17 protein-coding genes are annotated in these 18,120 nt (G+C 65.4%); 16 read left to right on the forward strand and 1 reads right to left on the reverse strand.

All coding sequences use genetic code 11. From position 1 onward, the window contains the following. Positions 1-44: 44 nt before the first annotated feature. From I6F31_RS24025 to I6F31_RS24055, 7 genes are all read left to right on the forward strand, one after another. Entirely contained in the window at positions 45-1,247 is a 1,203-nt protein-coding gene (locus tag I6F31_RS24025; RefSeq protein WP_036009490.1) for a pyridoxal phosphate-dependent aminotransferase, read from the forward strand. Between the two features lie 384 nt (positions 1,248-1,631). Beyond that, positions 1,632-2,111, forward strand: a complete 480-nt coding sequence (locus I6F31_RS24030; protein WP_036009480.1) for a DUF992 domain-containing protein — start codon at positions 1,632-1,634, stop codon at positions 2,109-2,111. Between the two features lie 202 nt (positions 2,112-2,313). Beyond that, positions 2,314-4,362, forward strand: a complete 2,049-nt coding sequence (locus I6F31_RS24035) for an elongation factor G (RefSeq protein WP_225148079.1) — start codon at positions 2,314-2,316, stop codon at positions 4,360-4,362. A 317-nt stretch (positions 4,363-4,679) separates the two neighbouring features. Next, the gene (locus I6F31_RS24040; RefSeq protein ID WP_008566993.1) at positions 4,680-4,952 is read left to right on the forward strand and encodes a helix-turn-helix transcriptional regulator; all 273 of its coding nucleotides are present in this window, start codon (positions 4,680-4,682) and stop codon (positions 4,950-4,952) included. Between the two features lie 105 nt (positions 4,953-5,057). Next, entirely contained in the window at positions 5,058-6,800 is a 1,743-nt protein-coding gene (locus I6F31_RS24045; protein ID WP_225186206.1) for a SulP family inorganic anion transporter, read from the forward strand. A 66-nt stretch (positions 6,801-6,866) separates the two neighbouring features. Beyond that, positions 6,867-7,706, forward strand: coding sequence for a shikimate dehydrogenase (locus I6F31_RS24050; RefSeq protein ID WP_225186207.1), 840 nt, complete (start codon positions 6,867-6,869; stop codon positions 7,704-7,706). A 64-nt stretch (positions 7,707-7,770) separates the two neighbouring features. Further along, a complete protein-coding gene (locus tag I6F31_RS24055; protein ID WP_225144288.1) occupies positions 7,771-8,397 on the forward strand; it encodes a hypothetical protein in 627 nt (208 codons plus the stop codon). A 229-nt stretch (positions 8,398-8,626) separates the two neighbouring features. Here I6F31_RS24055 and I6F31_RS24060 read toward each other — a convergent pair whose 3' ends face one another. Then, on the reverse strand, positions 8,627-9,763 hold the full coding sequence (locus tag I6F31_RS24060; protein WP_036009502.1) for an alpha-hydroxy acid oxidase: 1,137 nt from the start codon (positions 9,761-9,763) through the stop codon (positions 8,627-8,629). 129 nt (positions 9,764-9,892) lie between these two features. On the opposite strand from I6F31_RS24060, the gene I6F31_RS24065 reads away from it, so the two are divergent. The 9 genes from I6F31_RS24065 (at position 9,893) to I6F31_RS24105 (ending at position 18,002) form a co-directional block, all read left to right on the forward strand. Further along, positions 9,893-10,060 (forward strand): hypothetical protein, encoded by a 168-nt coding sequence (locus tag I6F31_RS24065; protein WP_167361667.1) that lies wholly within the window; start codon positions 9,893-9,895, stop codon positions 10,058-10,060. A 221-nt stretch (positions 10,061-10,281) separates the two neighbouring features. Then, positions 10,282-11,625 (forward strand): phosphoglucosamine mutase, encoded by a 1,344-nt coding sequence (glmM, locus tag I6F31_RS24070; protein ID WP_036009507.1) that lies wholly within the window; start codon positions 10,282-10,284, stop codon positions 11,623-11,625. Positions 11,626-11,872: 247 nt separating this feature from the next. Then, positions 11,873-13,117, forward strand: coding sequence for an MFS transporter (locus I6F31_RS24075; RefSeq protein WP_276573214.1), 1,245 nt, complete (start codon positions 11,873-11,875; stop codon positions 13,115-13,117). Positions 13,118-13,354: 237 nt separating this feature from the next. Beyond that, entirely contained in the window at positions 13,355-14,185 is an 831-nt protein-coding gene (locus I6F31_RS24080; RefSeq protein WP_036009511.1) for an outer membrane beta-barrel protein, read from the forward strand. Positions 14,186-14,351: 166 nt separating this feature from the next. Next, entirely contained in the window at positions 14,352-15,239 is an 888-nt protein-coding gene (locus I6F31_RS24085) for an outer membrane beta-barrel protein (RefSeq protein ID WP_036009512.1), read from the forward strand. Between the two features lie 70 nt (positions 15,240-15,309). Further along, the gene (locus I6F31_RS24090; protein WP_036009513.1) at positions 15,310-15,900 is read left to right on the forward strand and encodes a glutathione S-transferase family protein; all 591 of its coding nucleotides are present in this window, start codon (positions 15,310-15,312) and stop codon (positions 15,898-15,900) included. Positions 15,901-15,918: 18 nt separating this feature from the next. Then, on the forward strand, positions 15,919-16,383 hold the full coding sequence (locus tag I6F31_RS24095) for a GNAT family N-acetyltransferase (RefSeq protein ID WP_109145289.1): 465 nt from the start codon (positions 15,919-15,921) through the stop codon (positions 16,381-16,383). Positions 16,384-16,543: 160 nt separating this feature from the next. Beyond that, complete coding sequence (locus I6F31_RS24100; protein WP_036009515.1) at positions 16,544-16,750, forward strand: hypothetical protein; 207 nt, start codon at positions 16,544-16,546, stop codon at positions 16,748-16,750. Between the two features lie 79 nt (positions 16,751-16,829). Then, positions 16,830-18,002, forward strand: a complete 1,173-nt coding sequence (locus tag I6F31_RS24105; RefSeq protein WP_225144286.1) for a phosphoserine transaminase — start codon at positions 16,830-16,832, stop codon at positions 18,000-18,002. Positions 18,003-18,120: the final 118 nt, after the last annotated feature.

Below are 18,120 nucleotides of genomic sequence, written 5' to 3' on the forward strand. Positions count from 1 at the left end.
AGTCGTGAGGCGAAGGGCTTCACGACGCTCGCCAGGAGATGATGATGTCCTTCCTTGCCGCTGCGCTCGACCGTGTGAAGCCGTCCGCGACCATCGCGGTCACGGATAAAGCACGCGCGCTGAAAGCGGCGGGCCGCAACGTCATCGGCCTCGGTGCCGGCGAGCCCGACTTCGACACGCCCGCCAACATCAAGCTGGCGGCGATCCGCGCCATCGAGGCCGGCAAGACCAAGTACACCGCGGTCGACGGCATCCCCGAGCTGAAGGAAGCCATCATCGCGAAATTTCAGCGCGAGAACGGCGTCGCCTACAAGCCGAACCAGATCATCGTCGGCACCGGCGGCAAGCAGGTGCTCTACAACGCGTTGATGGCGACCATCAATCCGGGCGACGAGGTGATCATTCCCGCGCCCTATTGGGTCAGCTATCCCGAGATGGTCGCGCTCGCGGGCGGCGAGCCGGTGCCGGTGGTCTGCACCGCCGCGACCGGCTTCAAGCTCCAGGCCGAGGCGCTCGAGCGCGCGATCACGCCGAAGACCAAATGGGTCATCCTGTGCTCGCCGTCGAACCCGACCGGCGCCGCCTACACGCGTTCGGAGCTGAAAGCGCTCACCGACGTGCTGGTGAAGCATCCCCACGTCTGGGTGATGACCGACGACATGTACGAGCATCTCGTCTATGACGACTTCCAGTTCACCACGGTCGCGCAGGTCGAGCCGAAACTCTACGACCGCACGCTCACCGTGAACGGCGTCTCGAAGGCCTATTGCATGACCGGCTGGCGCATCGGCTACGCCGGCGGTCCCGCGCAGCTCATCAAGGCGATGTCGACGATCCAGTCGCAGTCGACCTCGAACCCGTCGTCGATCGCACAATGGGCCGCGGTCGAGGCGCTGAACGGTCCGCAGGACTTCATCCCCGCCAACAACAAGGTGTTCAAGGAGCGGCGCGACCTCGTCGTCTCCATGCTCAATCAGGCCAAGGGAATCGAGTGCCCGCGTCCCGAAGGCGCGTTCTACGTCTATCCATCGTGCGCCGGCACGATCGGCAAGACCGCGCCGTCGGGCAAGGTGATCGCCAATGACGAGGACTTCGTCACCGAGCTCCTGGAGACCGAAGGCGTCGCCGTGGTGCAGGGGTCGGCCTTCGGCCTTGGACCGGCGTTCCGCATATCCTACGCGACCAAGACCTCGGACCTCGAAGACGCCTGCAAGCGCATCCAGCGCTTCTGCGGCAATCTGCGGTAAGACGGTCGCGACAAGAATCGGAAAGGCCCGCTTCGGCGGGCCTTTTTTGTTGTTTTTCGATAAGAGGAGTCGGATGGACTTTTTGTTTCTGGTCGGCGTTGTGCCCGGCCCCTCACCCGGATCACATCTGCGATGTGATCCGACCTCTCCCCGCGGAAGAGCGGGGAGAGGTTAAGCAAGGCCGGCGACGTTGCATTGTGAGGGACGCACGGCTCTCTCACTCCCTCGCCCCGTTCTTACGGGGAGAGGGTGGGGTGAGGGGTCTCTCCGCAAGTTCGATTCTAAACGCGCGCGAGCTGGCACGGCCGCGGCTCTTGTGGCATAGACCCGCAACACGGGTGGGGCGCTCTCTCTGCTCGCATCACATCATCGCCGGAGACATTCATGCGCCGTTCGTTCCTCTTCGCCGGACTCACCGCTGCCAGCCTCATCGCGTCCGTCGTGAACACCGGCGCGCAGCAGCGGATGGCGCGGGTCGGCGTGCTCGAATGCCGCGGCGGCGCCAGCGTCGGCTTCATCGTGGGGTCGGTGACTCATCTCGGCTGCGTGCTGCGCGCCGACGGCTTGCCCGACGACCGCTATGTCGCGACCATCCGGAAAGTGGGCCTCGACATCGGCATCACCCAGGAGACGGCTTTGGCCTGGGGCGTGTTCGCGCCGGTCGACCGGCTCGGCCCCGGCGACCTCTCCGGCAATTACGTCGGCGCGCAGGGCAGCGCCTCCGTCGGTGTCGGCTTGGGGGGCAACGTGCTGGTCGGCGGCTCCAACAATTCGATCGCGCTGCAGCCGCTGAGCGTGCAGGGCCAGGTCGGCCTCAACATCGCCGCCGGCCTCGAGAGCCTGGAACTCCGTCCGGGCCGTTGAGATATACGGGCGAAGCTCTCTCCTTACCTCTCCCTTCGGGAGGGTGGAACACCGAGCCTGCAGTCCGTGGAATTATAAGACTTGATCCAACTGACGACGCACCGCAGCGACGTTTGATGCTTGCCAAATCTCGGGGAGGGGCAGAGCATCGGCGTTTGCCGACCCAATCACGGGCCGAGCTCCACACCAAGGAGGCGGCGAAATGGGACAAGACGTCAGAAGTCCCCGAGGTCCACGGTGCATCGCGCTGGTGGGCCCTTTCCAAAGCGGTAAAACCACACTTCTGGAAGCAATATTGGCGCGAACGGGTGTAATCCCGCGCGCCGGCAGCGTCGATGCCGGAACGTGCGTCGGCGACGCCACGCCCGAGGCTCGTCATCACAAGATGACCGTCGGCCTCACTGCCGCCACCACGAGTTTCATGGGCGACAGCTACACCTTCCTCGATTGTCCCGGTTCCGTCGAGTTTGCCCACGACATGCGCGCCGCGTTGCCGGCGGTCGACGCCGCAATCGTGGTCTGCGAGGCCGACGAGAAGAAGCTGCCGCAGCTTCAGATCATCCTGCGCGAGCTGGAGGAGCTGAAGATCCCGCGTTTCCTGTTCCTCAACAAGATCGACCGCGCCAGTCAGCGCATCCGCGAGACGCTGGCGATGCTGCAGCCCGCCTCGCGCGTGCCGCTGGTGCTGCGCCAGATCCCGATCTGGAAGGGCGAGCTGATCGAGGGCTTCGTCGATCTCGCGCTGGAGCGCGCCTTCATCTATCGCGAGCACAAGGCCTCCGAGGTGATCGCGCTCGAAGGCGGCGATCTCGATCGCGAGAAGGAAGCCCGCTTCTCGATGCTGGAGAAGCTCGCCGATCACGACGATGCGCTGATGGAGCAGCTGCTCGAGGACATCCAGCCGCCGCGCGATGCCGTCTTCGACGATCTCGCCCGCGAATTGCGGGAAGGGCTGATTTGCCCGGTGCTGCTGGGCGCCGCCGTGCGCGAAAACGGCGTGTTGCGCCTGATGAAGGCGTTGCGTCACGAGGCGCCCGGCGTTGCGGAGACCGCAAAACGTCTTGGCGTACCCGAGGCTAAGGACGCGCTCGGCTATGTCTTCAAGACGCTGCATTCGCAGCACGGCGGAAAGTTGTCGCTGACGCGGCTGCTCGCCGGCCATCTCGACGACGGCGCCACGCTGCAATCCTCATCCGGCGGTGCCGGGCGCATCTCCGGCATCCTCGCCGTCAACGGCGCCTACGACACCAAGCGCGCCTCGGCCGAAGCCGGCGAGACCGTGGCCCTCGCCAAGCTTGATCCGGTCAAGACCGGTGACACGGTTTCGAGCGGCAAGACGGCGCCCGCGGCATTGATCACGATCGAGCCGACGCCGCCGGTGCTCGCGATCTCGGTCGCGGCCACCGACCGCAAGGACGACGTCAAGCTCGGCCAGGCGCTGACGCGCCTGCATGAGGAGGATCCCTCGCTCATGATCGTGCAGAACGCCAAGACTCACGACACTGTGCTGTGGGGCCAGGGCGAGATGCATCTGCGCGTCGCCAGCGAGCGCTTGCGCGACCGCTTCGGCGTCAAGATCACCTCGCATCCGCCTGCGATCGGCTATCAGGAGACCATCCGCAAGCCGATCACCCAGCGCGGCCGTCACAAGAAGCAGTCCGGCGGCCACGGCCAGTTCGGCGATGTCGTGCTCGACATCACGCCGCTGCCGCGCGGCGACGGCTTCAAGTTCGCCGAGAAGGTGGTGGGCGGCGCGGTGCCGCGCAACTACATCCCGGCGGTGGAGGAGGGCGTCGTCGATGGATTGGCGCGCGGTCCGCTCGGCTTCCCCGTCACCGACGTGCAGGTGACGCTGACCGACGGCTCCTATCACAGCGTCGATAGCTCCGATCTCGCCTTCCGCACGGCCGCGCGGGTCGGGCTCAACGAAGGCCTGCCGCAATGCCAGCCGGTGCTGCTGGAGCCGATCCACATGGTCGAGATCGTCTGCCCGACCGACGCCACCGCCAAGATCAACGCGATCCTGTCGGCGCGGCGCGGCCAGATTCTCGGCTTTGACACCCGTGAGGGCTGGACCGGCTGGGACTGTGTCCGCGCCATGATGCCGGAAGCGGAGATCGGCGAGCTGATCGTGGAGCTGCGCTCGGCCACCGCCGGCGCCGGCAGCTTCACGCGCCAGTTCGACCACATGGCCGAAGTCACCGGCCGCGCCGCCGACCAGATCATCGCCGCACATCAGCACGCGGCGTGAGGCGGCTCCCGCTGTAAGGGCCGCACGCCCTCTCACTCCCTCTCCCCGTTCTTACGGGGAGAGGGGTGAAGTGAGCGGCTGTATCCACGCGTGCGGTGAACGTTGGACTCTCGCGCTCTCCTCGCCTTCGTCATTGCGAGCGCAGCGAAGCAATCCAGGCAATCTCCGAGGAGGCGGCCTGGACTTCGTCGCAAGGGCTCCTCGCAATGACGGAGGAGCCAGACGGGCAGTCGCTTGCATTCATCCCGAGATGATGTATTTTACATCATTGTATATGTTCCAGATATCACTTATAACTGCTCGTAAGTGAGGCCAAGGTGATCACCTCGTTCCAGATGCGGGCAGCCCGCGCGTTGCTCGGCATCGATCAGAAAACCCTGGCCGAGCTCGCCGGCGTGTCGCTGCCGACCATCCAGCGGATGGAGGCCTCCACCGGCAATGTTCGTGGCGTGGTCGAGACCTTGATCAAGGTGGTCGAGGCGTTCGACCGGGCCGGCGTCGAGCTGATCGGCGAGCAGGCCCGCAGCGACAGCGGCGGACGTGGCGTTCGCTTGAAGGAGCCGGGGCCGCCGCGCCGTGTCGGAGCATGATCGCGCGTTGATCGTGCCCGGGATCAAGATGGGCTAGCGCATCGTCGCACCTTAGGACGCACGATGCTTCGGAGCATTGTGGGGCCAGCGGAGCACTTTGCTGACATGAGCATCACGAGCGATCAGGCAGGACGGCTGCACCAGCTGCGTCAGCCGACCTTTGCCGAACTGTATCTGCCGAAGCTCGTCACCGTCTTTCGCGAAGGCTACGGCCTTGCGGATTTCCGCGCCGACGTCTTCGCCGGCCTCACGGTCGCGATCGTCGCGCTGCCGCTGTCGATGGCGATCGCGATCGCCTCGGGCGTGACGCCGGACCGCGGCCTCTACACCGCCGTCGCCGGCGGCTTCATCGCCTCCTTGCTCGGCGGCAGCCGGTTCCAGATCGGCGGCCCTGCCGGTGCGTTCATCGTTCTGGTCGCGGCGACTGCGGAGCGGCATGGCGTCGACGGAGTCATCCTCGCCACCATGATGGCGGGCCTGTTCCTGATCGGCGCAGGGCTGCTCAGGGTCGGCACCTACATCAAGTTCATTCCCTATCCCGTCACCGTCGGCTTCACCGCTGGCATCGCCGTCATCATCTTTGCCAGCCAGCTCCGCGATCTCTCCGGCATCACGCTCGCGGGCAAGGAGCCCAGCGAGTTCGTGCCCAAGCTCGTCGCGCTCGCCGGCGGCCTCAACACGATCAATCCGTCCGCCGTCGCGGTCGCCCTCGTCAGCATCGGCATTATCGCCGCCTTGCGCCGCTGGCGGCCGTCCTGGCCCGGGATCCTGATCGCGGTCGTGTTTGCAGCCATCGCCAGCGCGGTGCTGTCGTTGCCGGTCGAGACCATCGGCTCGCGCTTCGGCGGCATCCCGCGCGAATTGCCATCGCCGGCGCTGCCCGCGTTCTCACTGGAAAAGGCAAGGGCGGTGTTGCCGGATGCGATCGCCTTTGCGTTGCTGGCGGCGATCGAATCGCTGCTGTCGGCGGTGGTGGCCGACGGCATGACCGGCCGCCGTCATCGCTCCAATTGCGAGCTGGTGGCGCAAGGCGCGGCCAATATCGGCTCGGCGCTGTTCGGCGGCATCTGCGTCACCGGGCTGATCGCGCGCACCGCGACCAACATCCGCGCCGGCGCGCGCGGGCCGCTCGCGGGCATGCTGCATTCGGTGTTCCTGCTTTTGTTCATGCTGGTCGCGGCGCCGCTCGCAAGCTACATCCCGCTGGCCGCGCTCGCCGCGGTACTGGTCGTGGTGGCCTGGACCATGGCGGAGAAGCATGAATTCGCAACTCTGCTGCGCTCGTCATGGGGCGATGCGGTGGTGCTGCTCGCGACCTTTCTGCTCACGATCTTCCGCGATCTCACCGAGGGCATCCTGGTCGGCTTCGCGCTCGGCGCGGTGCTGTTCATCCATCGCATGGCGGAGATGACGGGCATCGAGGAGCGCTCGCCGCTGGTTGCGGATGATCGCCCCGACGACGGCAACGGCGACCGTGTGCGTTACGATCCCGCGCTTGCGGTCGACCGCGACGTGCTGGTCTATCGCATCACCGGCGCGTTCTTCTTCGGCGCGGCCTCGGCGATCGGCGGCGTGCTCGACGGCATTGCCGACCGGCGCAAGGCCTTCGTGGTCGATTTCGCCGCGGTGCCGTTCCTGGATTCGACCGCGGCCAACGTGATCGGCCGCGTCGCCGCCAAGGCGCACCGCCAGGGCATCAGGCTGTTCATCACCGGGGCCTCGCCCGCGGTCCGCCGCGCGCTGCTCACCCATGGCGTCACGCCGCCGCGCGCGCGTTACCGCACGAGCCTCGAGCGCGCCATCGCCGACATCAAGGGCCGGGCCGCCGACGAGACCGCTGCGAGCTGACCGCGCGCGCTTGACAGAGCGGGCGCGACGCGAAATGGATCGCCTCGGAAACGACCCGAGGGAAAGATGACCGCGCCCAAGCCCCCTGCAGCCTGTCTGATCGGATGGCCGGCCGCGCATTCGCGCTCGCCGCTGATCCACCATCACTGGCTGCGCACGCTCGGCATCGAGGGCGGCTATGTCATCGAGGCGGTGCCGCCCGAGGATTTGCGCGATTTCGTGCTGCGGCTGTCGCTGCGCGGCTTCGTCGGTGCCAACGCCACCATCCCGCATAAGGAAGCCGTGCTGGCGCTGTCGACGCCCGACGCGCGCGCCAGGGCCGTCGGCGCCGCGAACACGCTGTGGTTCGCCGACGGCGAGCTGCGCTCAACCAACACCGATGTCGAAGGCTTCATCAACAATCTCGACGCCAGCGCGCCCGGCTGGGACATGGCCGAGGATGCGCTGGTGCTGGGCGCCGGCGGCTCCTCGCGCGCGGTCGTGTTCGGCCTGCTGGAACGCGGCATCAGCTGCGTGCATGTCGCCAATCGCTCCATCGCGCGGGCCGAGACGCTGGCACAACAGTTCGGATCGAACGTGCATCCGCTGCCGTGGGACGCGATCGGCGACGTGCTGCCGCGCGCAAAGCTTCTCGTGAACACGACCTCGCTCGGCATGCATGGCCAGCCTTCACTCGACGTCGACCTCGCGCGCCTGCCGCAAGATGCCGTCGTCGCCGACCTCGTCTACGTTCCCCTGGTGACGCCGCTGCTCGCCGCAGCGACGGCGCGCGGCCTGAAGACCGCCGATGGGCTCGGCATGCTGCTGCATCAGGCGGTGCGCGGCTTCGAGCTGTGGTTCGGGCGGCGGCCCGAGGTCACCGCCGAGCTGCGCGCATTGGTCGAAGCCGATCTCACGAAGACTTGAGAGGGGCGCGGCGAATAGCACACCATCTCTGGAGTTCTACGTCGTGGGACAATCGGAGACCGTCATGCCTGTTCAACGTGCAACTTTCACACGCCCCCTGATCGCCGTCGCGATGGTGGTCGTCTCGACCTACTGCGCCTTCGCCCAGAGAGCGCCGGTGCCGACGCGCGTGCGCGGCACCATCGAAAGCGTCAATGGCGACACCATGCAGGTCAAGTCGCGCAGCGGTGAAGAGCTCAAGCTTCACCTCGCCTCCGACGTGAACGTGTCGGGCGTTATCAAGATCTCGCTCGCCGACATCAAGCCGGGCTCGTTCATCGGCGCCACCACCGTGCCGGGACCGGATGGCAGCCAGAACGCCGTCGAGGTGCACGTGTTTCCGGAAAGCATGCGCGGCACCGGCGAAGGCTCGCGACCCTGGGACCTCAAGCCCAACTCCAGCATGACCAATGCGACCGTGGCCGAGAGCGTCGTCGGCAATGACGGCCACACGCTGCTGGTCAAGTACAAGGACGGCGAGAAGAAGGTGTTCGTCGCCGACGACACGCCGGTCGTGACCTTCGTGCCCGGCGACAAATCCGAGCTGAAGCCCGGCGCCAAGGTCATCGCCTTCATGAAGCAATTGCCCGACGGCTCGTTCGAGACCAACCGCGTCAGCGTCGGCCGCGACGGCCTGACGCCGCCGATGTGAGGGGCTGTGAGACGCGCACCTGCCGCCTGAAATGCCGCCGTCGTCCCGGACAAGCGTCAGCGCAGGTCCGGGACCTATAACCACAGGGAAAAGTTGTTGCGCGAAGCAGGCCACTCCGAGCCCCCATAGCCACACCCTTCTGTGGCTATGGGTCCCGGATCGGCGCGCGCTTTGGGCGCGCTTGTCCGGGACGACAGTGATTATTGCTGCGGCATCCCGGCAGACGCACTCACACCGCAATCACGTGATCGTCGATCTCGTCCACCCGGTTGACGCCGCACAGGCCCATCGTGGTGAGCAGCTCCTTCTGGATGATGTCGATCGCCTTGGCGACGCCGGCCTGGCCGCCGGCACCGAGGCCATAGGCATAGGCGCGGCCGATCATGCACGACTTTGCGCCGAGCGCCAGCGCGCGCATCACGTCCTGGCCGGAGCGGATGCCGCCGTCGAACATGATCTCCATCCTGTCGCCCACCGCGTCCGCGATCTCGGGCAGGACCTCGATCGAGGACGGCGCGCCGTCGAGCTGGCGGCCGCCGTGGTTGGAGACCACCAGCGCCTGCGCGCCGGTCTTGGCGGCTTCCTCGGCGTCCTCGACGTCGAGGATGCCCTTGATGATCAGCTTGCCCGGCCAGATGCTGCGGACCCACTCGACGTCCTTCCAGTTCAAGGAGGTGTCGAACTGCGAGGCCGTCCATTCGGCGAGGCGGTTGAGATCTTCAGTGTTCTTCACGTGGCCGGCGATATTGCCGAAGGTGCGGCGCTTGCCCTGCAGCACGCCGGAGACCCAGGCGGGCTTGCTGGCGAAGTCCAGCAGCTTCGACAGCGACCATTCCGGTGGCACCGTCATGCCGTTCTTGATGTCGGCGTGGCGCTGGCCGATCACCTGCAGGTCCACCGTGAGCACCAGCGCGCTGCACTTGGCGGCCATCGCGCGCTGGATCAATTCCTTGATGAAGCCGCGGTCCTTCATGACGTAGAGCTGGAACCAGAACGGCTTCTCGACGCTGGCGGCGATGTCCTCGATCGAGCAGATCGACATCGTCGATTGCGTGAACGGGATGCCGGCGGCCTGCGCGGCGCGGCAGGCGTGGATCTCGCCGTCGCCGTGCTGCATGCCGAGCAGGCCGACCGGCGCGAGGATCAGCGGCATCGTCGACGGCTCGCCGAGGATCGTGGTCGAGGTGTCGCGCTTGGAGACGTCGACCAGGATGCGCTGGCGGAACTTGATCGCCTGCATGTCCTCGCGGTTGGCGCGCAGCGTCTCCTCGGCGTAGGAGCCGCGGTCGCAATAGTCGAAGAATGCCTTCGGCACGCGGCGCCGATGCAGCGTGCGAAGATCGTCGATACAGGTAATATGCTTCATGTCGTTTCCCCGGCCCGTCACGTACCAAACAGTCTTGCATCGGAAGATTTCGGGGTCATCTAGCATGGTTGGATGCACAGCCAAATCGTTTGCAGAACGTTTTGGAAGGAGAGTGCCAAGGAGAGCGTCATGACGAAGCCGCACGCAGGACCTTCGCCGGAAGAGATCAAGGAGAAGCATGATCTCGAGGAGGCGCTCGAAGAGGGGCTGGAGGAGACCTTCCCGGGCTCCGATCCCGTCAACGTCACCCAGCCGGCGCCCAGCCGCGCGGACGGCCATGTGAAGCGCTCGGATTAAGGCGAGTTCCACCGCTTTTCGCTAGTCACGCCGGAATTGCAATGTTAACAATCTGTTATCGGGGGCGGTCGCGGCGCCGGTTCCGTAATGATTCATCATATTTTTTGAAGCCAAGTTAGCCGCGATAGCTTTATAAGACCTCGGCAAATCAGGGATGCGGGTCCCGTTGGGGCAGCCCGTGGTTGTAGAGGGGAGTCCCTGGTTGCTGCTTGGGGGACGATATGAGCCGGAAATATTTCGGGACGGACGGGATTAGGGGCCGCGCCAACGGACTGATCACGCCGGAGCTCGCGCTCAAGGTCGGCCAGGCCGCGGGCCTTGCGTTTCAGCGCGGCGACCACCGCCACCGCGTCGTGATCGGCAAGGACACCCGTTTGTCCGGCTACATGATCGAATACGCCATGGTCGCAGGCTTCACCTCGGTCGGTATGGACGTGCTGCTGGTCGGCCCGATGCCGACGCCGGCGGTCGCGATGCTGACCAAGTCGATGCGCGCCGATCTCGGCGTGATGATCTCGGCCTCGCACAATCTGTTCGAGGACAACGGCATCAAGCTGTTCGGCCCGCAGGGCTTCAAGCTGTCCGACGATGTCGAGCGGCAGATCGAGCAGCTGCTCGACGAATCGCTCGACAAGCGGCTCGCGCAGAGCGCGAGCCTCGGCCGTGCCCGCCGCATCGACGGCGTGCATGACCGCTACATCGAATTCGCCAAGCGCACGCTGCCGCGCGACCTCTCGCTCGAGGGCCTTCGCGTCGTGATCGATTGCGCCAACGGCGCCGCCTACAAGGTGGTGCCCGAGGCGCTGTGGGAATTGGGCGCCGACGTGGTGCCGATCGGCGTCGAGCCCGACGGCTTCAACATCAACAAGGATTGCGGCTCGACCTCGCCGGAGGCGCTGTCGAAGAAGGTGCGCGAGATGCGCGCCGACATCGGCATTGCGCTGGACGGCGACGCCGATCGCGTCATCCTGGTCGACGAGCGCGGCCATGTCGTCGACGGCGACCAGCTGCTCGCGGTGATCGCGCAGAGCTGGAAGGAGGATGGACGCCTCTCGCGTCCCGGCATCGTTGCCACCGTGATGTCCAATCTCGGGCTGGAGCGCTTCCTGCAAGGGCAGGGGCTCGAGCTCGTGCGCACGCCGGTCGGCGACCGCTACGTGCTCGAGCAGATGCTGAACGGCGGCTACAATCTCGGCGGCGAGCAGTCCGGCCACATCATCCTGTCCGACTACGCCACGACCGGCGACGGTTTTGTCGCCGCATTGCAGGTGCTCGCCGTGGTGCAGAAGCTGCGCCGCCCGGTGTCCGAGGTCTGCCACCGCTTCGATCCGCTGCCGCAGATCCTCAAGAACGTCCGCCACAAGGGCGGCAAGCCGCTCGATGATTCCGACGTCAAGTCGGCGATTTCCGACGGCGAGAAGCGCCTCAACGGCCACGGCCGCCTCTTGATCCGCTCCTCCGGCACCGAGCCCGTGATCCGCGTCATGGGCGAAGGCGAGGACCGTCACCTCGTCGAGGACGTCGTCGACACCATCGTTTCGGCATTGGGGCAGGCCGCGGCTTGAGTCCTTCCTTCTCCCCTTGCGGGAGAAGGTGGCGCGAAGCGCCGGATGAGGGGTTCTATCCGCTCGCAACACAGCTCGTGAGGATAGAAACCCCTCACCCGTCTCGCCGCTAACGCGGCGAGCCACCCTCTCCCACAAGGGGAGAGGGTAAGAGGCGCATCCCAGCCATTTGCGATTGACGCTGGTCCCACCGTCGCTTGCGTCGTAATCAGCACCTCGCGGCAATCTGCCGCGCCGGATTGCCGCCTTGAACAAGCCTGTCGTCGTCTCAGAGGAAACGCTGACCGAGCCCGTCGTCGTCGCCGAATTGGCGCCGGCCGCCGCCAAGGGGCCGGCCTATATCGTGCTCGCCGGCATCAGCGTCTCGCACTTCCTCAACGACACCATGCAGTCGCTGATCGCCTCGGTGTACCCGATCCTGAAGGACGCCTACGCGCTCGACTTCGCGCAGATCGGCATGATCACGCTGGCATTCCAGTTCACGGCCTCGCTGCTGCAGCCGGTGGTCGGGCACTACACCGACAAGAAGGCGCAGCCCTATTCGCTCGCGGTCGGCATGGCCTCGACCTTCTTCGGCCTGCTGCTGCTTAGCGTCGCGCACCAATATCTCGTCATCCTCGTCGCCGCCGCGCTGGTCGGCCTCGGCTCGGCGGTGTTTCACCCGGAATCGGCGCGCATCGCGCGGCTCGCCTCGGGCGGACGCTACGGCTTTGCGCAATCGGTGTTCCAGCTCGGCGGCAGCTTCGGCACCTCGATGGGGCCGGTGCTCGCCGCGTTGATCGTGGTGCCGTTCGGGCAGGGCAGCATCGCCTGGTTCTCCTCGATCGCGTTTCTCGCCATCCTGATTCTCTGGCGCATCGGGCGCTGGTACGCGCCGCAGATCGCGACGAAGAAAGCGGCGCCCGTCCACACCCAGCCCGGTGCGCCGAGCTCGCGCCGTGTCGCGGTAGCGCTCGCAGTGCTCGTCGTGCTGTTGTTCTCCAAGCAGCTCTACGTTTCGAGCCTGTCGAGCTATTACATCTTCTACCTGATCGACCGTTTCGGCGTGTCGACGCAGGCAGCCCAGATCTATCTCTTCGTCTTTCTCGCGGCGAACGCCGTGGGTGCGTTTCTCGGCGGTCCGCTGGGCGACCGCTTCGGCCGCAAGATCGTGATCTGGATCTCGATCCTCGGCGCGCTGCCGTTCACGCTGGCGCTGCCCTATGCCGGGCTCGTTGCGAGCGCGGTGCTCAGCGTCGCCATCGGCCTGATCATCTCCTCGACGACGTCGTCGATCATCGTGTTTGCGCAGGAGCTGGTGCCGCACCGCTTCGGCATGATCTCCGGCGTGTTCTTCGGCGTCGCCTTCGGCATCGGGGGCCTGGGCGCGGCCGTGCTCGGCAAGCTCGCCGACCACACCTCGATCGAGTTCGTCTACCAGATCTGCGCCTATCTGCCGGCGATCGGACTGCTCGCGGTGTTCCTGCCCAAGCTGCCGCGAAACGCGCGTTAACGCATCCTCTCTTGCCGCGTTGCGGCTTCACACATCGTTAGGGAATGCGGCGCCGATGTCGCATTTGGCGCGGCATTTTTGCAACGCTCGCACGGCGCGCGCGTGTAGGGTGAGAAAAAATCAACCTTAAAAATTAGGGTTAAGTGGCGCTTAAACATTTGCTGGCATCGTCCCCCCGTGAGTTTCCAGAACGTGAGGCGCTCGTATTCAGCCTCACCGGCCATAAGGACGAAGCCAATGCGTAGCGTTAAGTCTCTCCTTGCCGCGGGTGCGGCAACCCTGATCTCGTCGATGGCGTTCGCCGCCGATATGCCGATCGCCGCCCCCCCTCCGATGTACGCGCCGCCGGCTCCGCCCGCCGACTTCGGCGGCTGGTATCTGCGCGGCGACATCGGCATGACCAACCAGAGCGCGAAGCGCATCGAGAGCGCCCTGCCGGCCGGGTACTCGAAGACGACGGAAGGCCTCGGCTTCGACTCCTCGCCGCTGTTCGGCCTCGGCGTCGGCTATCGCTTCAACAACTGGTTCCGCGCCGACGTCATCGGCCAGTACCGGGGCAAGGCCAATTTGCACGGTAGCGACAATGTCGTGGGACCCGGCTTCGTCGGCGTCAACAACTACAGCGGCAGCAAGTCCGAGTGGCTCGTGATGGCCAACGCCTATGTCGACCTCGGCACCTGGTGGTGCGTCACTCCGTTCATCGGCGCGGGCGTCGGCGGCTCCTACAACAAGCTCAGCGGCTTCCGCGACGACGGCGTGTCCTACAGCCCGCTGCTCAACAACAGCGTCGCCTACTTTGCCGACAACGGAAAGTGGAATCTCGCCTGGGCCGCTCACGCCGGTCTTGCCTACAAGGTCAATCCCGGCTTCACCGTCGAACTGGCCTACAGCTACATGAACCTCGGCGATGCCGCGCCCGGCAACTACCGTTTGTTCGACAACAGCGCTTCCGGCCCGACCTCGATCAAGGTCAGGGACATCACCTCGCACGACGTCAAGCTCGGCGTGCGCTGGGATCTCAACAGCCCGCCGGCCTACGTGCCGCCGCCGCTGGTCACCAAGGGCTGATCGCAACCTGATCGGTTAGGACTCCTTAACGGCGCGGGATCATCCCGCGCCGTTTTGCTTTGCGTATTTTTCATGGCGAGGTGCGGCGAAGGCGCCTGGCGCAACCATTGGTTAAGGTTAACAGGCGATGATCATCGCAACAGTTCGAGTCCGATGGAGCGTGGTGATGCGTAGGCTGGTGTTGGCAGCGGCGATGTTGGGGACGGTGTCTGCCGCGCAAGCGGCCGACATGCCGGACCTGCCCGTGCTGCGCGGCGGCTTCGCGGACGGTCTGTCGAAGACCTCCGTCAATTGGAATGGCTTCTATGTCGGCGGTCATGGCGGTTATACCGCAGATGCCACGGATTTCAGCCAGAGCGTGGTCGGACTGACCAACTACATCTTCCGCGACAGCGTACTCCAGGGGCCGACCTCGACGTGGTCGCTGCTGAACAAGACCAACACTCAAAGCACCAATTTCGGTGGCTTCGTCGGCCGCAACTGGCAATGGTATGATGCCGTTCTCAGTCTCGAGGGCACTTACAGCTACTTCAACGATATGGCGACATTGACGTCAGGAACCAACTCGCTCGTCATCGTCAACCCGCCTGGTGAGGTGCGGGCGCCCGGCGTCACCAACAACTATGCCGTCACGCTGACGGGTGCCGCGGCGGCACAGGTCAAAGACATGGTGACGCTCCGCGGCCGCGTGGGTTGGGACGGCGGCAGCTTCATGCCTTATGCCTTCATGGGCGCTGCCGTCGGGCGAATGGACGTGTCGCGCACCGTGACCAGCAGCGTCTCGATGCGACAGGACACGACGACGACGGATTTCTTCGGCAACACCACGACGATACTTGGAACGTGGGGCCCGGTTCCTGCGCAGTCGGGCACGCAAGGTCAGCACAGGACCAACACGTACGCAGTGGGTTGGACCGCCGGCCTCGGGCTCGAATACTGCGTTTGGGACGGCTTGTTCGCCCGCATCGAATACGAATATGTGAGATTCTCGCCCGTCATGAACACGCAGGTGACGTTGAACAACGCGCGCCTCGGCGTCGGCTACAAGTTCTGAGCCGTCCGCTTCCTGTTGACAGCTGCGCTTCGTCCTGATGCTCTCTCGTTCCGAAAGCGGGGCGGCAGCGATGAAGATCTACGGCGACAGCAATTCCGGCAATTGTCTCAAGGTGAAGTGGGTCTGCGACAAGCTCGCTGTGCCCTACCAGTGGATCGAGATCGACACCCGCAAGGGCGAGACGCGCACGCCGCAATTCCTGAAGATGAACGGCGCCGGCCAGGTGCCGACCGTCGCATTCGACGACGGCCGTACGCTGGCGCAGTCCAACGCCATCATCCGCTATGTCGCCCGCGACAGCGTGCTGGTTCCGCGCGACGCCTTCACGGCGGCCAAGATGGACGAATGGCTGTTCTGGGAGCAGTACAGCCACGAGCCTTATATCGCCGTGTGCCGCTTCCTCATGGTCTATCTTGGCAAGGATGCCTCCGAGCTCGATCCTGAAAAGGTCAAGCGCGGCTATGCGGCGCTCGACCGCATGGAGCAGCATCTCGCCGCCAGCCGCTTGTTCGCCGGCGAGGAGGTGTCGCTCGCCGACGTGTCGCTGCTCGCCTATACGCGCCTCGCGCATGAAGGTGGCTTCGACCTCGGCCGTTATGCCTCCGTCCGCCGCTGGATCGGCGACGTCGAAGCGTTTCTCGGCCTTCCGCCGGCGCGCTGAGGTGCGGAGTCGCCTGACATGAATGCCGAAGCCGTCTCTATCCGTCCCGCGCGCCGCGAGGACGTCGTCGCGATCGTGGCGATGCTCGCCGACGATCATCTCGGCCGCGCGCGCGAGCGCGTGGAGGATCCGTTGCCGTCCTCCTATTACGACGCATTCGCGCGGATCGCGCGCGATCCGAATCTGACGCTGGTGGTTGCCGAGAGTGAGGGCAGGGTGGTCGGCTGCCTGCAACTCGCGATCCTGCCGGGCCTGAGCTCGCAGGGCGGATCCCGCGGACTGCTCGAGGATGTTCGCGTTGCCACCGAGTGTCGCAGCCGCGGCATCGGCGAGCAATTGGTGCAATGGGCCGTGACGGAAGCAAAGGCGCGCGGCTGCAATCTGGTCGAGTTGCTCACGCATCAGACGCGCGTCGATGCGCAGCGCTTCTACAAGCGGCTCGGCTTCACGGCGAGTCACGTCGGCATGACTGTCCGCTTTTGAGGCAGCGCGACGCGAGCGCTGCGCAGCCGGCGAAAAGCGGGCTTTTCATTCGGTCGTGTTAAGAGCCGGTAAACTACCGCTCCGTCGTTCACATTGATGAAGGAACGAAGGGTGCTACGGGGGCATCTGACACCGGGCTCGCTCGGTTCGGGACATTTCAATGACAAGCTATTCGATGATCAAGGTCGGCAACGACTACGTCGTGCAGGCCAATGACAAATGCATTTTGAAGGTCGGAAGCCGCCGCAAGGCGGCGCAATTGATCAGCGATGCCACGGACTTGCTGAACGCGCTCACTGTTGTCGAATCCCCTGATATTGCACCGGAAGCGCCATCACTGGCGCGTGAGGCCCCGGAACTTCCTTGACGGACCTTCCCGATTCCCGTATCAGCCGCGGCGGGACACCTCCCCCCAACGGGAGGCTTACTATCTGGAAGGGTAGATCATGACTGTAGCGAAGCCCGCTTCGCGGCCGACCGTGCCGCATTTCTCCTCCGGCCCCTGCGCCAAGCGCCCCGGCTGGAACGCCCAAAATCTCAAGGACGCAGCTCTCGGCCGCTCGCATCGCGCGAAGATCGGCAAGGCCAAGCTCAAGCTCGCGATCGACCTGACGCGCGAAGTGCTTGAGGTCCCCTCCGATTACCGCATTGGCATCGTGCCGGCCTCCGATACCGGCGCGGTCGAGATGGCGCTGTGGTCGCTGCTTGGCGCACGGCCGGTCACCACGCTCGCCTGGGAATCCTTCGGCGAGGGCTGGGTCAGCGACATCGTCAAGGAATTGAAGCTCAAGGACGTCACCAAGCTCAATGCGGCCTACGGTGAGATCCCCGATCTGTCGAAGGTCGATCCCAAGAGCGACGTCGTCTTCACCTGGAACGGCACCACGTCGGGCGTGCGCGTTCCGAACGCGGACTGGATCAGCGCGAGCCGCGAAGGCCTGACCATCTGCGATGCGACCTCCGCCGCATTTGCGCAGCCGCTCGACTGGGCCAAGCTCGACGTCGTCACCTTCTCCTGGCAGAAGGCGCTCGGCGGCGAGGCCGCGCATGGCATGCTGATCCTATCGCCCCGCGCGGTGGAACGGCTCGAGACCTACAAGCCGGCCTGGCCGCTGCCGAAGATCTTCCGCATGACCAAGGGCGGCAAGCTCAACGAAGGCATCTTCGTCGGCGAGACCATCAACACGCCGTCGATGCTCTGCGTCGAGGATTATCTCGATGCGCTGAACTGGGCCAAGTCGATCGGCGGTCTCAAGGCGCTGATCGCGCGCGCCGATGCCAACACCAAGGTGCTGGCGGACTGGAAGGCGAAGACGCCCTGGATCGACTTCCTCGCCAAGGACGCTTCGATCCGCTCCAACACCTCGGTGTGCCTGAAGTTCACCGATCCCGCGATCACCTCGCTCTCCGAGGACGCGCAGGCGGAGTTCAGCAAGAAGCTGGTGGCCCTCGTCGAGAAGGAAGGCGCGGGCTACGACTTCGCCTATTACCGCGACGCGCCGGCCGGCCTGCGCATCTGGTGCGGCGCCACGGTGGAAGCAAAGGACGTCGAGCTGCTGACGCAGTGGATCGACTGGGCCTTCGCCGAGACCAAGGCCGCTCTGCCCAAGGCAGCGTGATGCTCTGACCCTCCCCTGGAGGGGGAGGGTCGACGCACCGCGAGGTGCGGCGGGGTGGGTGATCTCTCCACACGACGTACCGGCGACTTTCTTTGTTGCAGCTTCACCCCACCCCGGC

It is taken from the genome of Bradyrhizobium sp. NBAIM01, assembly GCF_020194115.1.
In the GTDB taxonomy this organism is placed as follows: domain Bacteria; phylum Pseudomonadota; class Alphaproteobacteria; order Rhizobiales; family Xanthobacteraceae; genus Bradyrhizobium; species Bradyrhizobium yuanmingense.